The organism is Paenibacillus sp. FSL H7-0326 (assembly GCF_001955535.1).
Lineage (GTDB): Bacteria > Bacillota > Bacilli > Paenibacillales > Paenibacillaceae > Paenibacillus > Paenibacillus shunpengii.
The window spans coordinates 171,149-189,241 of the sequence record NZ_MPVN01000005.1 but is presented as its reverse complement, the minus strand read 5'-3'; the positions used below and the strand labels follow the sequence as shown (position 1 = coordinate 189,241).

The following is an 18,093-nucleotide window of genomic DNA, read 5'->3' as shown; positions in this document are numbered from 1 at the left end:
GTTGCGTTTCTGTCCGTATGACAGTAAGCGCTCCAATTGGGGTGGTAAATTGCACATTTTAGGAGGTTAGGCAAAAGTGACATCGAATTCTATATGGATGTCATACGAGAAGATGCATCTCTATTCGAAATAGAAGAGGAGATCGAGCAAAGTGAATCAATCGTTACAGCCGGTTACAGGCAAAAGCATACATTACCAATTACAGCTGTCCGTGCTTGTTGCGGCGGAAGCTCCTTATACTTCCTTACAGCTCCGGGATTATTGTTTTCCTTATTGGACCTGCAGCTTTGTCCAGAGAGGAAGGGTCATCACGGAGACCAAGGGTGTACGAAAGGAGCTGCTGCCCGGTTCACTGATGCTCCATCCGCCTAATATTACGTTCTCGGAGTGGACCGATACGCCAGGAACCCATCTCTGGTTCGCCTTTCAGGCAACATTGGCACAGAACTTGGAATTGTTCCATTTGTATCCGGTTCCGCTTACGCTGGAATTTAGTCGTAGTGAGGAATACGTATTAAAGTTTTACCGTATGTTGTCGAAGTGGAAGGATAAGATGGACCCTTTCCGGGATCAAGCCGTTTTTGCGGAAACGTCCGGCTTGTTTCATCTGATTCTTCTCGAATGGGAGCGGCAAGGCAGGCCTATACGGGAAGAGGAAGCAATGTCAAGCCAAGATCGGTTCGCAAAAGTAATACATTATATGAAGGAACATTTATCGATCAGGATTAGCAGGGAAAGACTGGCAGAGTTGGTTCATCTGCATCCGGTGTATTTCGATCGGGTGTTTCGGGATACTTACGGAGTTACGCCGATGGACATGCTCAAATCGCTGCGACTTCGTCTGGCAAAGGAGAAGCTGGAGAGCACCTCCGATACGTTGGAAGTGATAGCCGGTGAATGTGGCCTCGGCAGCTCCGCCTACTTCATTCGAATCTTTAAACAGGCAGAGGGGATGACCCCTGGTGAATATAGGGAACAAACGCAAAGACATGCAAGAAACTATCTCTTCTAGGAGGGGGAGCTAATATGGAAAGCCGGAGGCTGGAATTTTGTGCTGGAAATACGATGAGGCACGAGCTGTACGATAATCTCTTGAAATTGAAAGATAAGCAATATGACGTCCGGGTCAACGGATGTATGGGCCGATGTCGCGAATGCAGAGAGCAACCTTTCGCTCTACTTGACGGACAGGTAATCGCTCTGGAGAAAGGTGAGGCTTGATAACCACTATGCTCTGCAAACAATAAGCAGCGAAAGTTTGAGCTCGCATACCGAAGGAAGCATGGAACAACTGGGCATCACAGCATTAAGAAGGAACTAATTAAATCCTACCGGCAATTACATCAAAGCAGGCTCTCTATTCCAGAGGGCCTGCTTTTTCGTAATTGCCGAGGTTTTTACGAAAAACGCTAGGTGAATAGCCGTTGCGCTTTTTGAATATTCGGGAGAAATAAAACACGCTGTTAAAGCCACAATCCAAGGCAACCTGCTCGATACTGCGGCTGCTGCTGATGAGCAGCACCTTAGCCTCCTCCAGCCGTTTGGTAATCAAGTCATCCTTGGGGCTTGCTTTAAAAAATTTCTGATATAGCACCCAAAAACGCTCTGGACTGAGATTCACAAGCTTAGCCATCCTCTCCACGTTCCACGGCTCCTGATATTCGGAGTGAACCTGTGCCCGAATCTCAGTAAACTTATATCGCAGCTCCTTCTCCAGGGGCGTATATGATTCCAATTCCTGAGTTAACTTCTTCTGTCTGCCTAATTGAAGGAAAAGGTCCTCGACCAGCAAGGTAATTCGCTCCACCGTGTAGGGCTTGCGGTGAAACAGCTCATGCTCCAGCGCACGTGCGGTCGGCAGCAGCCAGCCGGGGTCGCCTGTAGAAATAATTTCATTGAACGGAACGTCATATTGCTCCGCGAGCAGGGGAACCTGTTCTCCGGATAAGTGAAACCATATGTTACGAAAGCCATCCGTCATTCCAGGTGCCGAGCGGTGATACTCGCCGAAGCTTGGATCATGGAGAAGGCAATCGCCGATTCGGCCCTGTTCCATTCCTTGCGCCGTCCGGGCAACGAAAGGAGTCATAAAACACAAAAGCACGTAAGCATGGAAGCCGGCAGGTCGATCTAAGATGAAATCAGGCTCGTGTGGCGTGTTGATTCCCATGAGAGTAACTTGGATGCTGTTTGACATACTCATCCCCCTATGCCATTTACAATTATCATAAAAGAAAAAGATAAATTGTCAAACGGTTAGTCCATGTGAAGTTAGTAAGAGAAAGCTATAATCAAATTATGAAGATATTGATTTGTGTAAAGGATGGTCGGGATATTGAACATGATGAAAGATTCGCTAACTGGCAAGCACATTGTATTTATTGCCGGAGAGGATGAGTATCTGTCTGAAATAACCTTACCGCAGGTAGCAAAGGAGATTTCCGACGGGCATGGGGCGAGGGTGACAGTACTGACTGCCTCTCCTGAACCGAAGGAAACAGCCAATCTACCGGGAATGGAGAAACTGGCTTCAGCGGATTTGATCGTGCTCTACCTACGGTTTCGCGAGCTGCCAGAGGAGCAGTTTCGTCCGTTGCTCGCTTATGTCCAATCTGGCAAGCCTATTTTAGGCTTTCGAACCAGCACGCATAGTTTCCGTTATCCGGAGGGACATCCGCTGGAGGAATGGAATTCTCGCTTCGGGATCGAGGTACTTGGGGCGCCTTGGATTCGCCACTATGGGCATTCATCGAGCACTGACGTCTCGATCTGCCGGGGAGCTGAACATCATCCCATAGTGGAAGGGCTTCCGTCAAGCTTTCACGTTCGGTCTTGGCTGTATCACGTACTGCCCTATCCGCCTGAAGGAGCACAGCTGCTCTTGAACGGTCATACAGTGGATCCGGAGCTCAAGGAGCAGACGATTAATGCCCCTCGAATTCAACCTGTAGCTTGGACCCGGAGGAATGCTTGGGGAGGCAATGTATTCATGACCACCCTAGGTCATCCGGAGGAGTTCACCATGCCGGAATTTCGAAGATTAATCAACAATGCCATTCACTGGCTGCTGAAGGAGGATGAGGGTCGATGATGAAGGCGGCCGAAATCATAGGAGAGAAGCTTGCCGTAATAACGGATAGGGAAAAGCCGGCGCTACCGGAGGGCTGGGCTTTGGTGAAGATTCATACGGCACCAATGTGCGCTGAATACAAGAGCTTCCTTCAGGGGCATGTAAGCAGCTGCCTGGGGCATGAAGCCGCAGGAGAGGTCGTTGAGACAGCTTCGGGCAGTAACATTGCCGTCGGCAGCAGGGTTGTCGTCATGCCGCAGTATCCTTGCGGACGTTGCCAGCTATGCATCACGGGCGATTTCATCCACTGCGAGCACAGCCTTCCCTATTCCGCACCTACCATGGCCCAATATATTGCGAAGCCCTCCTGGCTGCTGCTTCCCATCCCGGATCAGCTTAGCTATGACGAGGCATCGCTTGCCTGCTGCGCGCTAGGGCCGTCACACGGGGCCTTTTCTACGATGGGAGTGGATGCCTTCTCCACCGTGCTCATTACAGGACTAGGACCAGTAGGGCTTGGTGCCATCGTAACGGCCAAATACCGCGGAGCGAGAGTCATCGCGGTAGAGTCGAACGAATACCGCATCGAGCTTGCCAAGCGGCTCGGTGCCGATGAAATTATCGACCTGAGTCAGGAAGATGCGGTGAATCAGATCAGGTCATTGACCGATGGACAAGGTCCGGACTTCGGGTTGGATTGCTCCGGAGCCGTTGCCGCTCACCGTCTGCTGATCGATGCAGTCCGGCGAAAGGGGAGTATTGCCTTTGTCGGGGAATGCCACGCAGAGACTCCCATTCGGATAAGCCAGGATCTGCTGCGCAAGGGTATTCGACTGATCGGCTCCTGGCACTATAATCTACGCGAGTACCCTCAGCTCATCAAGCTGATTCAAAGCTCCCCCCAAGCGAAGCAGCTCATAACGCATACGTTCCCGATGAGCCGTATTCAAGAGGCCTTCGAGGTATCGGCATCGGGGCGCAGCGGGAAGATCTTACTACATCCATGGGGTGATCGATGATGAGAATTGGGATGAACACGCTTCTATGGACAGAAAACTTTAGAACGGAGGAGCACCAAGGGCTGCTATGGAAGTTGAAGAATTGGGGCTTCGATGGGGTCGAGCTGGTCGCTGATGCCATCCCTGCCGCGGAAGCTTCGGGCATCGCTTCTATGCTGAGAGAAGTGGGACTTCAGTGCACGACGATTGCCTCCTTGGATGCGAACGTCGCCGACCCGGCAAGCAAGAATCCGATGCTGAGAAGAGCGGCGGCAGACACGTTAAAGCTAGCTATCCGCAACACGAAGGAGCTCGGAGCGGAGCTGCTCTGTGGACCGCTATTTCAAGGATTAGGTCGCTTCACGGGACGTGGGCCCGAGCCAGAGGAGTGGAACTATGCCGTAGAGACGATTCGCGAGGCAGGGGAATATGCTCAGGATTTGGGCATTCGGCTTGCATTGGAGCCGCTGAATCGGTTTGAAATGTATATGGTGAATACACTGCGGGAAGGAATGAGGTTTTGCCGTGAGGTTGGACTTCCCAACGTAGGCCTGCTGGCGGATACCCACCACGGCAATATTGAGGAATCCGATGTAGAGACATCGTGGCGGGAAGCCGCCGAGTTGATTTATCACGTGCACATCTCCGAGAATCACCGAGGCGTGCCTGGCTCAGGACATGCGGTTCCACCAGCACTGTTCCGGCTGCTGCAGGAGATTGACTATGACGGATGGCTGACCATCGAAGCCTTCAGTCAAACAGTGCCGGGGCTGATCCCTCGGCTTCATATTTGGCGAGCATATTCCGAGCATACCGATGATGCAGCCAGGCTCGGAATTGACTATATTCGTCGCCATCTTAAGGCAGGGGGAACAGATTAATGCCGAATGTCGAACGAAATGGAATTCGTATTCATTATACGCAACGAGGAAAGGGTATCCCGCTCATTCTTCTGATGGGTTTGGGGGCCGACGGATCCTTGTGGGAGCTGCATGCAGCAGAATACGAGAAGCATTATCGGTGCATACGGATTGATAACCGGGGGGCAGGAGGCTCAGATAAGCCAGCAGGACCCTACACTACCGAACAAATGGCCCAGGACACGCTGGCGGTTATGGATCAGCTTGGTATTGCCAAAGCGCATATTGCCGGTATCTCAATGGGCAGTGCCATTGCGCAGCATGTCGCTCTAGAGAGCCCTGAGCGGGTCTTTTCCTTATCCTTGCACTGCTCGTGGATGGCTTGTGATACTTACACGAGACGAATATTCGAAACGTTTCGCTCCGCGTATGACGTTCTGCCTATAGAGGAATTCCAACGCCTGCTGCAGCTGTTTATCTTCACTCCTCAATATCATGAGGACCATTTGGATGATCTCCTCCTGAGGCAGCAAGCGGCTGCAGCCGCTAAAGGACAGATGCCAGTGCACGCCTTCCAGGCCCAGTGCGATGCTTGCCTCGCACACGATACGATGGGAAGGCTAAGGGAAATTCAAGTGCCTGTCTTGCTAACGGTAGGGGACCGGGATATTTTCACACCGCTTTCCCTAACACAATTGATCCAGCAGGAAATCCCTCATGCTGAGTTGGCGGTCTTCCGAGGCAGCGGGCATACCCACCATTGGGATCAGTTGGAGGAGTTCAATCGGCTTACGACAGCATTTCTAATGAAACAGAGGGAGGCTTGAGAAGTATGACCCAACTATCTATCGGCTCCTGGGCGTTCGCCTTCGGACCGTTTGAGCAAAATCCTTGGCCCTTCGAGCGAGTATTGAAATATGCTAAGGAGGCGGGTTATGACGGCATTGAGGTGAACGGCTTCCTTCCTCACCCGGTACCGGAGCTTTACCCAACGCGGCAAATGAGGGCCGAGCTGTTGCAGCTCATCCAGTCTTATGGGTTAGGAGTATCCGCCTATGCCCCCGATTTTCGCATGGTGCCCCCGGCTATCGTAACGAAGGAGTCCTATCTGGAACTGCTGAAGCGACATGTTGAATTTACGAAGGATCTTGGTGCTGACTTGCTTCGTGTGGATACAGTGACCCCGGCTGGTCCGCTAAACGGTCGGGAGTATCAGGAACGCTTTGCACGTTTAATCGATACGTGGCATGCTTCCTCTGAGATCGCTGCTGAGGCCGGCCTTCGGCTGGTCTGGGAGTTCGAGCCGGGCTTTTGGCTGAACAAGCCGAGTGAGGTGCTGAGAACGGTTCGAGAGGTACAGCATCCTTCCTTCCAGATCTTGTTTGACACGAGCCATGCCTATATGAGCGGTGTGATAGGTGCTAAACAGGATGGGGAGAGGGAACTGCTGACCGGGGGAGTCCTTGAGTATGTATCTTTGCTTGATGGCCATATCGGGCACTTTCATCTGATTGACTCTGACGGCACACTGCACGGCGAGGAGACTAGCACACACGCCGAATTCGGTGCCGGTTACATCGACTTTCAAGCACTCCTTGCATCCCATTCAGCCACCTTCAACGCACTTTCGTGGTGGTGTGTTGATTTCTGCTTCAATGCGGAGGCGGAAGTGTGGGGAAGAGAAGCCGTTCCCTTCATTAAGCAGCTAGTAAAGGAGGCTGCCACGCAATGATGAGATTTGGCTGTCAAACCTATACTTGGCAAATGACTTATCAAGTCTATAAACATCGGTTTTCCGACATCCTCGACGTCATTGCCGGAACCGGCTTTAAGGGGGTCGAGGCGGAGATCTGCATGCTGGGGGCGTATTATGAGGACCCCGCCCTGCTGTCAGAGGCAATTGAGTCCAGAGGGCTTGAGCTTGCCGCATTAACGCTGGCGGAGCCGTGGCTGGCTGGGAAGGAGAGTGCAGCGGAGCGAGAACAGGCCGACCGCTTAATTCGTTACCTGCAGCATTTTCCCGGTGCCAAGCTGATTACCGTCCAGCTGCCCGGTACAGATCGCAGAGAGCTGGATGCCAGACAGCAATCGGCCATAGCTTGTGTGAATGCGATCGGGGAGCGGGCAGCAGAGGCTGGAATCTGCTGCGCATATCATCCGAATTCCCCGGCAGGGTCTGTATTCCGTACCGCTTCTGACTATGAAGTGTTATTCCGCGGACTCGATGAGCGGTATGTGGGCTATTGCCCGGATTCGGGTCATATAGCCAGAGGAGGTATGGATGTCCTTGAGGTGATCCGTAGACACCGGAACCGTATTGTCCATGTACATTTCAAGGATTATGACGAGAACACGCGGGAGTGGAGAACCATGGGCCAGGGAACGCTGCCTCATTCGGAGGCAGTTTCGCTTCTTCGTGATACCGGCTACGAAGGATGGATTATGGTAGAGGAGGAGTCGGCTTACGCGAAGGCGGAGCCTGAAGCGGCCACACGACAGAACGCAGAGTACCTGGAGCTATGCTTTACCGAATTTGCAAAAGGATGAGATAAAAGGTTGAGAGATGGGGACTATTGAACCCTGAAAGCTTTGCAGCCTATCGATTCTAAATAGAATTTTATAATGAGGAATTGGGCTTTAATCTACGAGGAAGCAGTTGAAGAACTGCTTCTTTTTTTAGGTCACTATTATACTTTTGGATACTCTCCTTTAATACCAAATCAACAATAACCTGGACAAATTGTGGTCCGGATACGTTGGTTGCCTTGTGGTGCGTACATCCGCTCTTAGCAGTCACTACGCAATCTGAAGTGATTCTGCCGGACGTCTATAAGGTATTTCTTGCTGCGAAGCGGTTTTTGCAATCTTTTTTATTAAGATAATCATATGTCTCTTAAGAAAATGGTATTTAAGCTTCTTGAGCCTACACGTAATATTATTGGAAGATACGTCGGATCAATTTTATTTGTAAGGGACAAGGGTCCATAGAAGAGAAAATATTTATAGGGAACCGAATTATTGAATAATGAAAGGATGAGGAAAGATGAGACAAACGATTATTTTGCGTTCCTCTTGGCAGGTAGTCAACATTGGAGATATTGCTCATACTCCTGGGCTATTAGCGATCTTAGAGAAATATATGCCGGAGACGCAGGTCGTTCTATGGCCCTCTAAAGACTTCACGGTTGAAGTAGAGGATATGATCTGCCGCAGATTTCCCCAATTGAAGGTGGTAAAGGGCACAATCGGAGAGGACGGCAAAGCCTCCAATGAAGAGCTGCAGATGGCGCTTGACGAAAGTTCCTTCCTATTGCACGGCTCCGGTCCTTTGCTGGTGGGGCGAGATGAGGCGGAAGCTTATGTCAAGTTTTACAAGAAGCCTTTTGGTGTATTCGGGATTACTTATGGAGGCTATAACGAAGGTGAATGGTGCCGGGAGATTCATAGCCTGGCCAAGTTTATTTATTTTAGAGATTCTGTATCCCTTCAAAAGGCAATCCAGGATGGTGTTTCTAGTCCGGTTATGAAATTCGGGCCAGATGCGGCATTCGCAGTGGATTTGGAAAATGATGCGAAAGCAGAAGTATTCCTCCGAGAAAACAAGTTGGAGCCAGGAAAGTTTCTTTGTTGTATTTCGAGGCACCGGTATACTCCATATTGGGAGATTAAAGATTGGCCGTATGATGCCGATAAGGATGCTTTCAACCAGCAAATGAAGGAACAGGATAATGCGCCGTTGCGAGAGGCGATCATTCAAGTTGTCAGGAAAACGGGACTGAAGGTACTGCTCTGCCCGGAGGACAAGAGCCAGATGGCATTTGAGAAGGAAATGATTTATGACCTGCTCCCGGAGGATGTGCTTCCTAATGTTGTTTATAAAAGTGAATTTTGGCTGACGGATGAGGCTGTAAGCGTGTACAGACAATCTGCGGGGTTGTTCGGAAGTGAGATGCATTCCCCAATTATGTGTATTGGCAGCGGGATTCCTGCGATCGTATGCCGGTGGGAAGGTCAGACCACTAAGGGTTTTATGTGGAGGGACATCGGGTTGGGTGATTGGTTATTCGATCAAGACCAAGAGGCAGAAATGAGCCGATTGGTGCCAGCTGTTCTAGATATGGCCATTCATAACGACGCGGCAAAGGAGAAGGCACTGGCAGCCAAGCAAAAAGTAGAGAAATTGTATGTGGAAATGGTGGATACGTTAAAGAATTGTTTGAACGCTTGATTGCAAGATGTGGTGAGGAGCCAAGGGATTTTCATCGATGATTTAACATCATTGAAGATTAGCTGGCTCGTAATAAGACAAGGGGCACCTATAAAGGTGCCCCTTGTCTTATTACTGGTGCCCGTTTAGTCCGTCCCTGTACTCTTGCGGGGTTACACCGTAGTATTTTTTAAACAACTTAATAAGATATGGAGGGTTCTGGTATCCAAGACTGGCACAGATTTGATAAATCCTCTCATTCGTATGTTTGAGGAGCATAGCGGCTTTTTCCATCTTAAGACGAATGATATATTCACTTAAATTTTCCCCTGTCTGACTCTTGAACAACATGGATAGATAGGCCGGATGCATGCCGATATGGTCGGATATGGCTTGTAAGCTGACATCCTCTGACAGTCTGTCATTAATAAACTGCTGAATAAGAAGAATTGTATTACTCTTGGCATTAAGGTTCTCTTTATTCAGATCATCAAAGATCTTAGATGTGACCCGCAGCGCCCAATCCTTTAATTGCCGTATGCTCAGGAACGGTTGACGTGAATAAAAGGGCTCATAATCAATACCAATCAGATCTTCTAGCGGCTTTCCGTTCTGGTGTGCGGTATAGGTAAAGGAGGCTCCCAAATGCAGGAATACCTCTTGCATATGCTCTTGGGAGCCGCTCCAATGCTCCTCCAGCTCTCTTGTAATAGACTCGATCTTGGCAAGAGCAGCCTCACGTTGCCCCATATCCATAATTTGATTCAACGTTGGCGTTTCATATAGGCTTCGCAGTGATTTATAAGGCTTAGTAAAGCCTTTATCGGACATACGTATGAATATATCCCGATCGTTGCCGATGTTGCGTCGCATTATAGTGATGGATTCTTGGTAAAGCGGGGATACATCGTTAGGAAATTGTCCCCAACTGCTCATAACCAGGGAAATATTCCGTTTCAAATACGCTTTAACATTCTCTTGCAGTTGGAGCGCGGTTTGCTCAAACAACGTAGAGCTGGCGTTGCTGTTTACACCAAGCTCGGAAAACTCCGCAGCCTTCTTCTGTTTAAGCTTGGCAACCAAGACCAAATAATTGTATTGATCGCGACCGGAAAGGAGATCAAAATGCTCTCCAAATGTTTCTTCTGCGATATTATTAACTGCGTACTCGAACAGAGTAAGGCTCTGTGAATCGGAGGTGGGAAAGCCTTCCTCCAGACGAACGACAAGTATTGATATGGAGTCGTCCTGCTGAAAGGCAAGTCTCAGCAGATTCAGCTTCCCTTCAAGCTCATAAGAATTCCATCGTTTTCCCGCCAGCAAGCTGTCGAGGAACTGAGACCTGAGTACGGGCAGCTGCTCCCGGATGGCAGAAGCCATGCTCTCGACGGAATAGAGTGCCTCCGTCTCCTGACGATAGGCTTCTAGCATGCGGTTGACCGCTTCAAGGATTTCCTCATCGCTGGCAGGCTTCAGCAGATATTCGCTTACCTGAAATGCCATCGCTTGCTTGGCGTATTCAAAGTCAGCATGTCCCGAATGAATGATACATTTGGTCTTTTGGTTCAATTCGCGAATTCGTTCAATCAACTCCAATCCGCTTAACCCCGGCATCCGTATATCGGTCAGAACCACTTCTATAGGAGAGGTGGCCAGAATCTGCAATGCTTCCTTACTGGAATATGCGGTATAAACATGGTGAATATTAAGATCTACCCAAGGCAGCGTTTCAGCTAACGAATCCGCTACCATTCGTTCGTCATCCACAATTAATAATTGAGCCATTATTCATTACCCCTTGTCTGCTGCCGAAGGCCAATACAGCCATATCTTCAGCCCGCCATAAGATGATGATTCTATTCCAATTCCCGCTGATTCGCCGTACTTCAGATTGATCCGCTGGGCTACGTTCCATAATCCGCACAGATCATCTTCTTCCTTCGAATTTGCGATCTGAGCAATCAACGCTTTCTGTTCCTGCTCCTGAAGGCCGGGACCATTATCCTCCACACAGAGCATGTAGAAGCCGTCCTGAGCAGAGGCTGTAATTCTAATATAGCCTGCTAGTTCACTCTTGGATATTCCATGAATAATGGCATTCTCCACCAAAGGCTGCAAAATGAGTCGGGGAACTTCTACTTCAGCCATATTTTCAGGCAAATTTATATCGTAAGTCATCCCATGCATTCTGAGCTTGTGAATCTCAAGATAGTTATATATCAGCTTAAGCTCTTCCTCCAGAGTAGTCTCGGCTTTACCTAGTCGAGTTGCTGAGCGGTAATAAGCGCCCAAGTGCACCGTCATTGAGACAACGGCATCCTCCTCCCCTTTCTTAGCACTGTACTTGATAAAATTCAAGCTGTTGTACAGGAAATGAGGATCGATCTGGGATTGCAGCTGCTTCAGTGTAGCTTGCTGCAACCGGATTCTGGACTCGTAGATTGACTCGATCAGCTCCTTGATCTGACGGGCCATATTGTTAAATTGAAAGACCAATACGAAAAACTCGTTCTTGGAATGGTACTCGACCTGTGTGGAGAAGTCTCCCTTCGCAATAGCACGGGCACCTTTCAAGAGTTTACGAATGGGAATCTGTACATTACGGTAAATGTAATACGACAAAATAAGGCAAAGCACAATTAATACGGCAGCTGATGTATAGAAGATCAGGCTGGAACGATAAATGGGAGCTAAAGCTTCATGGATTGGAACATAATCTACTAGATACCAGCCAAGCGTATCAATTAGTTTATAGGTGACCAAGTATTTCTCGCCTTGGAGCTCCAACGTCTCATGACCGGAGCTTGTCATCGTCTGGTCATTCAGAATTGTTCCAAGTTGTTCTATATGTGCAAGCTGAGCAGTGTTGCTTACAAGTGGTTCATAGCCAGGACTGTACAGAAAAGGGTCGTGCACATTGTGTCTGTTCTTGAATTTTTCTAACATTTTGATCAAATTATTTGAACTAAAGCTAATCTCCGAAACAATCCTGTAGGAATCCAGCGGAGCATTGGAAGAATACTTGGGCTCGCTAAAATGTCGGATGAAATAGGGCTGTCCGTATTTATAGTCGGTCGGCATAAACTTCCAAACGGGCGTCATGTTGTTCTTCAGAAACTCCTCGTCATAAGTGCTTAGTCCACTATCTGAAACCGCTTTCTTATTTGCGGGAGAATAAACCGTGATCTGGTTGTTCCAGGGAAGGGACAGACTGTTGAGTTTAAGTTTTTCGTAGATATTGTATATTGTGTTGTACCTGTCGTAAGGGTGCCTGGACCCTTCGAATGTAGTAAAGGTCGATAGATTGCTGTCCCGGTTCATGGTCAGGGCGAAGACTGACATCTGGTTGGCTATAGTCTCAATTTGGCTGGTTAATAAGGACATGTATGTTTCGCTTGAACGGTGAATTTCATTGCGAACAACCTTCGTTCCAATCAGATTTTGATAGTAGTTAAGTCCAATAAGCGGTATAAGCATAAATAGCAGAATCAGGTTAATTTTGGCAAAGGTACTGAGTGTATGAAACTTATTTTTCCGCAATTTATTCCCCTCCGGGCTTGTCTGACTCTAGTTAACATTATGCTAAACCAAGTCTAGACGCAAAGTAAATAGTAGAGTTCAGGATTCTTAATATAACATATCGGACCTTAAGAACGTGTTCTTTTTCGGTGTTTTAGGCCTGTGCTAGAGTGAACATAACGGCATACAGCTATTGGAGGACATTGAAGGAGATGAGGAAAAATGAGTTTGAGGAAACAAAATAGCGTGCTATATCTCATGCTGATCCCTGGTTTTATTTTAACATTTATTTTTCATTACTTGCCCATGGGAGGGTTAGTTATTGCGTTTCAAGACTTCAAACCTTGGTTGGGTATTACTAACTCTGATTGGGTAGGGTTAGAGCATTTTCGGACAGCCTTTACGAGACCTGACAGTGTTCAAGTGATATGGAATACGTTCTTGATTGCTATTATGAAGATTATAGTCAATCTAGTTGTACCTATCATTTTCGCCTTGTTGTTAAATGAAATACGACACATGATGTTTAAGAGAATCGTACAAACTCTCGTCTACTTGCCCCACTTTTTGTCTTGGGTTATTCTGGGCGGCATTGTTACGGATCTGGTATCTTCTCAGGGGTTGATCAATACGGTGATTTTGCCTTTCTTCGGTCTTGATCCCATCATGTTCCTTGCGGACGGAAACTGGTTCCGTTTCATCGTTGTCTTATCGGACATTTGGAAGGAATGTGGATTCGCGACAATTGTGTTCCTGGCGGCCTTATCCAATGTAGACCCTTCCTTATATGAGGCGGCAGAAATGGATGGAGCCACCCGTTGGCGCCAGACATGGACGGTTACTCTCCCGGCTATCGTACCGATTATTGTAGTAGTGGGGACTTTGGCTATGGGGAATATTCTGAATGCAGGCTTTGACCAGATCTTTAACTTGTATAATCCTCTGGTTTATGAACAAGGTGATATTATTGACACCTTCGTCTATCGGGTGGGATTGGTAGGCTCCCAATTCGGACTTGCTACGGCAATAGGGATGTTTAAGTCCGTGGTAGGATTTGTGATGCTCATTATAGCCTACGTTTTGGCCTACCGTTACGCTGATTATCGTATTTTCTAGGGGGACTAATCATGTATTACAAAACAAGACCATACAAAATCTTTTACGCATTTAATGTTCTGATACTAGGCGCCGTTGCCGTCGGATGCATCCTTCCTCTTATCCATGTATTGGCCGTCTCTTTCAGTGAGGGAGTAGATGTAACGGCAGGACGTGTAACTTTTTGGCCCGTGAACTTTAATTTGGACTCTTATATACAGACCTTCCAGGATGATGGCTTTATCGGTTCGTTTGCCAACTCGGTTCTCCGGCTTATACTCGGCGTCAGCATTGGTATTACGGTTACCGTTTTGACTGCTTATCCATTATCGAAGATGGATTCTCTAAAAGGTGGCCGTATGATCACGTGGTACTTTGTGTTTACCATGTTGTTTCATGGCGGACTGATCCCTACTTATATTGTCATCCAGAAGCTTCATCTGATGAATTCTATCTGGGCTCTTGTTCTTCCGGTCGCCCTTAACGTCTATAATATGATCCTTATGCTGAACTTCTTCCGAGCTATTCCCAAGGAACTGGAGGAAGCGAGTCTGATCGACGGGGCTGGTCATTTCACAACCCTTCTTCGGGTCTACCTTCCGGTTTCGCTGCCGTCCATCGCGACTATTATCCTGTTCGTGGCCGTCTTCCATTGGAACGCATGGTTTGATGCTCTGATTTATTTGAAGCAGGATAAATGGCCGATGAGCACTCTGCTGCAATCCTTGGTGAAGGCGCCAGATCCCAGCATCACGACATCGGCAGAGGACGCGGCTAATATCACCGAGCGCACACTCAAATCAGCCAAGATATTTATAGGTACACTCCCTATTCTTGTAGTCTACCCTTTCCTCCAGCGGTTTTTCGTAAAAGGAATTGTTCTGGGTGCTGTTAAGGGCTGATACTCGAATATTAAAATCTTAAATGGGTCTTAAGATAACATAACTGAACTTAAGGATGTACTCTTTGAATCCGGTTACATTATCCTTAAACTAGGATTTGTTATACGCTTCAAATAACGAGGGAGGTTATAAAATGTCTAAAACATTATACAAACTGTCGGCTATTGTATTAGCCACCGCTTTGACGATCACGGGTTGCAATTGGGGTTCCCAGTCCGACTCCAGTTCGGAAACGGCTCCTGCGACGTCTTCGGACAACGGTTTCTCAAAAGGGAAATTCGAGACACCGGTCACTATGACCACAGTAGGATATGTGAACGCGAGCTTTAAATTCAAAAATGGTGAGACCTTGGAGAACAACATCTTAACGAAGTGGGTAAAGGACAATCTTAACATAGATATCAAGTACAACTGGACCACGGCAGAAGATCAATATAAGACCAAAATCATGCTTGATATGTCCTCCGGAGAAGAGATGCCCGATGTTGTCTATGTCAGCGATCCTCAGTTGATGAGCGACCTGATTGATTCGGGCCGATTTAAAGATATTTCAGAGGACTTCGAGAAATATGCTTCACCTGAGGTGAAGAAAATTTATGAGAAAGACCCAATGTATTGGGCTCAGGTAACCAAGGACGGCAAACGCTACGGGCTTCCTCAGCTGGCTAAAGTCATGAGTAACGATCCGCTTCTATGGATCCGAACTGATTTCCTGAAGAAGGCCAATCTTGAGGAGCCGAAGACATTAGATGACCTGGAGAAGGTCATGGAAGCAATGAAAGGTACGGAGCTGGGTAACCCTCCGCTTGCTGTATCCATTAAAGATGGGGGCAAGCCATATACATCATGGCGCGGGGATACTAGCTGGGTATTCGGTGCATACGGTGTTATTCCGCACTACTGGAACAAATGGAACGGGAGCGACAAGCTGGAGTATGGATCCATTCAACCGGAGGTCAAACAAGCGCTTGCCCGATTGGCTGAGTGGTACAAAAAGGGTTATCTCTCTCCGGACGTAGCCATGATCGATGTAAGCAAAAGTGACGAATCCTTCAAGAATGGCAAATCCGGAATCATGACCGGACCGATCTTCCAAGGAAACTCTGTACGTAATTTCCTGTGGAAGAACGAACCCGATGCAACAGTGAAGCCTATTCCGGTGCCTACAGGTCCGGATGGCAAGTCGGGTAGACGTTACAGCCCGGTTCAGATTGGTGCCTTCCTGATCAACAAAGACTTCAAGAACCCGGAAGCATTTTTTCTCTATGTCAACAAAATGTTCGAATTCTCCAATCCGAAGGCAGGCGGAGAGTTTGATAATGGATATTTTGAAGGTTACGATTACGTTATGAAGGATGGCAAACCTTCCTCCGTGGAAGCTGACTTCCCGGATAAAACGAAAGTAGAGCCCTTCAAATATATGCTTGGTGGCCAGTGGTTCTTTGACCCTATGCAGGAGCTAAATGCTTACCAGAAGTTCTACAATGGGGAAAAACCTTCTACTCCTTTTGAAACAAAACTTTATAATTCAATTTCCGATAAAGAAAAAGCAGATCCTAAATCAGTATTAGAATGGCAAGCTGCCCAAATCACCTTGGACATGAAAGACACATCCATTGAGGATCTTTTCACTGGTGCGATGACAGAGACGATGAAGTCCAAGTGGGAAGGGCTGATTAAGCTCGAAACTGAAACGTTCGCAAAGATCATTTACGGCAAGGCTCCAGTTGATGAATTCGACACTTTTGTAACGCAGTGGAAGGAACTAGGCGGAGATAAGATTACCGAGGAAGTAAACGCTTGGTATCAATCCATTCAAGGAGAATAATAACGTTTATGGTGAAGTGGTCCCGGAGCTCAGTGAGCGACGGGACCACTTTCCTAAATTGGACACGGCGATATATCCGATTGGTTTGCCGAATATACGAAGATTGTCAATTGGCCTATGAACGATATAACGTTCCGATCTGGTTATCCAGCTTGTTGATGAGACAAAACATTCAGTTTAAAGGGAGTTATCATGCGATATGCTATCCATACTGGGCTTTCTTGCCGCTGCATTTACAACCATTTCCTTCCTGCCCCAGGCGATTAAGGTTATTCAGACTAAAAATACGGCGGGAATTTCCTTCGGCATGTATCTGATTCTAACAACAGGCCAGATTCTGTGGGTCATTTACGGATTAATAACCGAACAGACGGCTATCTGGCTAGCTAATCTAATTACATGCACTTTAGCGATTATAATTCTTAAGTATACCTATAAGGATCTTAAACGTTCAAGAAAACCAGAGAGTAAATAAATGACTTGAATTGAATGCTAGCAATAAGGCCTTTGGTCAATCCGCTACCCACCGTGCGCTGCGGGTATATAGGTGGGATCTACCTAGAGCTTATCACGCTTTTGATAAACATAGAAAAGGCCGTGCATGTCCAATTGCGTTATTGGATGGTACGGCCTTCTGTCTTTTGACACCCCTCTTGCCACGTTCAACGGTTCTTGAGATAAGTCGAAGGCGGCATGCCGGTTATCTTTTTGAAGAGTCTGCTGAAATAATAAATGTCTTTGAAGCCAACCGCTTCCGCTGCTTCTGATACATTGCAGTAGCCCCCGAGCAGAAGATCGCCGGCTTTATTAATTTTTAGCTGGTTCTGATATTCGATGGCTGTCATGCCGGCTGTTTGTTTGAAGACAGTGCGAAAGTAAGACGGACTTAGTCCTACACGAGCAGCAAGCTCGTCGACAGAGTACGTTTTGTGTACGTGGGCTTGCAAATCATCCATTAATTTTTCGATCGTATGGGCTTGTGGTGTAAGAATCAAAGGCTGACTAAATTGTCGGACAATGAGATAAAGCATCTCCATGAGCAAACCTCTGCAAAGAAGTAAGTAACCCGGCTTTTTACTAGTCCATGACCGATACAGCTTGCCAAACAGCTCATGCATTTCATATCCATATGAAGAGGCCATACAGCGCGGGAGACTTTCAATGGCTTTTTCCGCCGTTCCCTGCAAGTCGGCCAGTTCAAAAGCAACGGTTAGAAAGGACCAGGGGTCATGAGGATCGCTGGCGGCTCCATGCTGGTAGAGCTTGGGGAATAGCAGAACATCGCCCTTGCTGACGTTTACTTGCTCGTTGTTGTAATGATATTCAGCCTGACCGGACTTGCAATACGCAATAACATAATGGGGGTTGCAGAAGTTGCTTCGCAGCCTCCACTGGGGATCAGGATGGCGATCGAGAACATACATGATATCCGTTACTACGAAATCATGGCCGGCTAACGTTGTTGCATGGTTCATGGAAGCGGTGCCTCCTCATGTCGTTTTTATATATTATAGAGCAGGAGACGAGGTTTGTGTTATATATTCAAGTGAAAATTAAAGGCAGATTGTACAAATAAAACGGCGAACTCGGCATGGTTCGACGAATGTAATCGGA

At 47.6% G+C, this 18,093-nt stretch carries 17 protein-coding genes; 13 read left to right on the top strand and 4 right to left on the bottom strand.

Annotated elements, in window-relative coordinates:
- The first annotated feature begins 151 nt into the window (after positions 1 to 151).
- Together BK126_RS22370 and BK126_RS30295 are read left to right on the top strand one after the other, a co-directional pair.
- Positions 152 to 1,012, top strand: a complete 861-nt coding sequence (locus BK126_RS22370; RefSeq protein ID WP_076314760.1) for a helix-turn-helix domain-containing protein — start codon at positions 152 to 154, stop codon at positions 1,010 to 1,012.
- 14 nt (positions 1,013 to 1,026) lie between these two features.
- Entirely contained in the window at positions 1,027 to 1,221 is a 195-nt protein-coding gene (locus tag BK126_RS30295) for a DUF1450 domain-containing protein (protein ID WP_076314759.1), read from the top strand.
- A gap of 136 nt (positions 1,222 to 1,357) precedes the next feature.
- Here the strand turns inward: BK126_RS30295 and BK126_RS22360 are convergent, their stop codons facing one another.
- The gene (locus BK126_RS22360) at positions 1,358 to 2,197 is read right to left on the bottom strand and encodes a helix-turn-helix transcriptional regulator (RefSeq protein WP_076314758.1); all 840 of its coding nucleotides are present in this window, start codon (positions 2,195 to 2,197) and stop codon (positions 1,358 to 1,360) included.
- Between the two features lie 144 nt (positions 2,198 to 2,341).
- Here BK126_RS22360 and BK126_RS22355 point away from each other — a divergent pair, with 144 nt between their 5' ends.
- The 7 genes from BK126_RS22355 to BK126_RS22325 all read left to right on the top strand — a co-directional run bounded on the left by BK126_RS22355 (position 2,342) and on the right by BK126_RS22325 (position 9,156).
- Positions 2,342 to 3,091, top strand: a complete 750-nt coding sequence (locus tag BK126_RS22355; protein ID WP_256703016.1) for a ThuA domain-containing protein — start codon at positions 2,342 to 2,344, stop codon at positions 3,089 to 3,091.
- Positions 3,088 to 4,089 (top strand): zinc-dependent alcohol dehydrogenase, encoded by a 1,002-nt coding sequence (locus tag BK126_RS22350; protein WP_083656092.1) that lies wholly within the window; start codon positions 3,088 to 3,090, stop codon positions 4,087 to 4,089. The genes BK126_RS22355 and BK126_RS22350 overlap by 4 nt, the downstream gene beginning before the upstream one ends.
- Positions 4,086 to 4,949 carry a sugar phosphate isomerase/epimerase family protein gene (locus BK126_RS22345; RefSeq protein ID WP_083656090.1) on the top strand — a complete coding sequence of 288 codons (864 nt, stop codon included), beginning with the start codon at positions 4,086 to 4,088 and terminating at the stop codon, positions 4,947 to 4,949. The genes BK126_RS22350 and BK126_RS22345 overlap by 4 nt, the downstream gene beginning before the upstream one ends.
- Positions 4,949 to 5,755 (top strand): alpha/beta fold hydrolase, encoded by an 807-nt coding sequence (locus BK126_RS22340; protein WP_076314755.1) that lies wholly within the window; start codon positions 4,949 to 4,951, stop codon positions 5,753 to 5,755. The genes BK126_RS22345 and BK126_RS22340 overlap by 1 nt, the downstream gene beginning before the upstream one ends.
- A 5-nt stretch (positions 5,756 to 5,760) precedes the next feature.
- Entirely contained in the window at positions 5,761 to 6,660 is a 900-nt protein-coding gene (locus tag BK126_RS22335) for a sugar phosphate isomerase/epimerase family protein (RefSeq protein WP_076314754.1), read from the top strand.
- Positions 6,657 to 7,475: a sugar phosphate isomerase/epimerase family protein gene (locus tag BK126_RS22330; protein ID WP_076314753.1), complete on the top strand. Its 819-nt coding sequence runs from the start codon at positions 6,657 to 6,659 to the stop codon at positions 7,473 to 7,475. The genes BK126_RS22335 and BK126_RS22330 overlap by 4 nt, the downstream gene beginning before the upstream one ends.
- 496 nt (positions 7,476 to 7,971) lie before the next feature.
- Entirely contained in the window at positions 7,972 to 9,156 is a 1,185-nt protein-coding gene (locus BK126_RS22325) for a polysaccharide pyruvyl transferase family protein (protein WP_076314752.1), read from the top strand.
- A gap of 111 nt (positions 9,157 to 9,267) precedes the next feature.
- On the opposite strand, the gene BK126_RS22320 is transcribed toward BK126_RS22325, so the two are convergent.
- Together BK126_RS22320 and BK126_RS22315 are read right to left on the bottom strand one after the other, a co-directional pair.
- The gene (locus tag BK126_RS22320) at positions 9,268 to 10,920 is read right to left on the bottom strand and encodes a response regulator (protein WP_076314751.1); all 1,653 of its coding nucleotides are present in this window, start codon (positions 10,918 to 10,920) and stop codon (positions 9,268 to 9,270) included.
- Between the two features lie 6 nt (positions 10,921 to 10,926).
- The gene (locus tag BK126_RS22315) at positions 10,927 to 12,675 is read right to left on the bottom strand and encodes a sensor histidine kinase (protein WP_256702999.1); all 1,749 of its coding nucleotides are present in this window, start codon (positions 12,673 to 12,675) and stop codon (positions 10,927 to 10,929) included.
- 201 nt (positions 12,676 to 12,876) lie between these two features.
- On the opposite strand from BK126_RS22315, the gene BK126_RS22310 reads away from it, so the two are divergent.
- From BK126_RS22310 to BK126_RS22295, 4 genes are all read left to right on the top strand, one after another.
- The gene (locus tag BK126_RS22310) at positions 12,877 to 13,770 is read left to right on the top strand and encodes an ABC transporter permease (RefSeq protein WP_076314750.1); all 894 of its coding nucleotides are present in this window, start codon (positions 12,877 to 12,879) and stop codon (positions 13,768 to 13,770) included.
- 11 nt (positions 13,771 to 13,781) lie between these two features.
- Positions 13,782 to 14,651 carry a carbohydrate ABC transporter permease gene (locus BK126_RS22305; protein WP_076314749.1) on the top strand — a complete coding sequence of 290 codons (870 nt, stop codon included), beginning with the start codon at positions 13,782 to 13,784 and terminating at the stop codon, positions 14,649 to 14,651.
- A gap of 133 nt (positions 14,652 to 14,784) precedes the next feature.
- A complete protein-coding gene (locus BK126_RS22300) occupies positions 14,785 to 16,479 on the top strand; it encodes a type 2 periplasmic-binding domain-containing protein (RefSeq protein WP_076314748.1) in 1,695 nt (564 codons plus the stop codon).
- 199 nt (positions 16,480 to 16,678) lie between these two features.
- A complete protein-coding gene (locus tag BK126_RS22295; protein ID WP_076314747.1) occupies positions 16,679 to 16,954 on the top strand; it encodes a SemiSWEET family sugar transporter in 276 nt (91 codons plus the stop codon).
- Positions 16,955 to 17,141: 187 nt separating this feature from the next.
- On the opposite strand, the gene BK126_RS22290 is transcribed toward BK126_RS22295, so the two are convergent.
- Positions 17,142 to 17,954, bottom strand: coding sequence for an AraC family transcriptional regulator (locus tag BK126_RS22290; protein ID WP_076314746.1), 813 nt, complete (start codon positions 17,952 to 17,954; stop codon positions 17,142 to 17,144).
- Positions 17,955 to 18,093 lie beyond the last annotated feature (139 nt).

Excerpts from the sequence above, each read along its gene's own strand:
- BK126_RS30295 (WP_076314759.1), top strand. The coding sequence starts at position 1,027 with ATGGAAAGCCGGAGGCTGGAATTTTGTGCTGGAAATACGATGAGGCAC.
- BK126_RS22360 (WP_076314758.1), bottom strand. The coding sequence starts at position 2,197 with ATGTCAAACAGCATCCAAGTTACTCTCATGGGAATCAACACGCCACAC.
- BK126_RS22355 (WP_256703016.1), top strand. The coding sequence starts at position 2,342 with ATGATGAAAGATTCGCTAACTGGCAAGCACATTGTATTTATTGCCGGA.
- BK126_RS22350 (WP_083656092.1), top strand. The coding sequence starts at position 3,088 with ATGATGAAGGCGGCCGAAATCATAGGAGAGAAGCTTGCCGTAATAACG.
- BK126_RS22345 (WP_083656090.1), top strand. The coding sequence starts at position 4,086 with ATGATGAGAATTGGGATGAACACGCTTCTATGGACAGAAAACTTTAGA.
- BK126_RS22340 (WP_076314755.1), top strand. The coding sequence starts at position 4,949 with ATGCCGAATGTCGAACGAAATGGAATTCGTATTCATTATACGCAACGA.
- BK126_RS22335 (WP_076314754.1), top strand. The coding sequence starts at position 5,761 with ATGACCCAACTATCTATCGGCTCCTGGGCGTTCGCCTTCGGACCGTTT.
- BK126_RS22330 (WP_076314753.1), top strand. The coding sequence starts at position 6,657 with ATGATGAGATTTGGCTGTCAAACCTATACTTGGCAAATGACTTATCAA.
- BK126_RS22325 (WP_076314752.1), top strand. The coding sequence starts at position 7,972 with ATGAGACAAACGATTATTTTGCGTTCCTCTTGGCAGGTAGTCAACATT.
- BK126_RS22320 (WP_076314751.1), bottom strand. The coding sequence starts at position 10,920 with ATGGCTCAATTATTAATTGTGGATGACGAACGAATGGTAGCGGATTCG.
- BK126_RS22310 (WP_076314750.1), top strand. The coding sequence starts at position 12,877 with ATGAGTTTGAGGAAACAAAATAGCGTGCTATATCTCATGCTGATCCCT.
- BK126_RS22305 (WP_076314749.1), top strand. The coding sequence starts at position 13,782 with ATGTATTACAAAACAAGACCATACAAAATCTTTTACGCATTTAATGTT.
- BK126_RS22300 (WP_076314748.1), top strand. The coding sequence starts at position 14,785 with ATGTCTAAAACATTATACAAACTGTCGGCTATTGTATTAGCCACCGCT.
- BK126_RS22295 (WP_076314747.1), top strand. The coding sequence starts at position 16,679 with ATGCTATCCATACTGGGCTTTCTTGCCGCTGCATTTACAACCATTTCC.
- BK126_RS22290 (WP_076314746.1), bottom strand. The coding sequence starts at position 17,954 with ATGAACCATGCAACAACGTTAGCCGGCCATGATTTCGTAGTAACGGAT.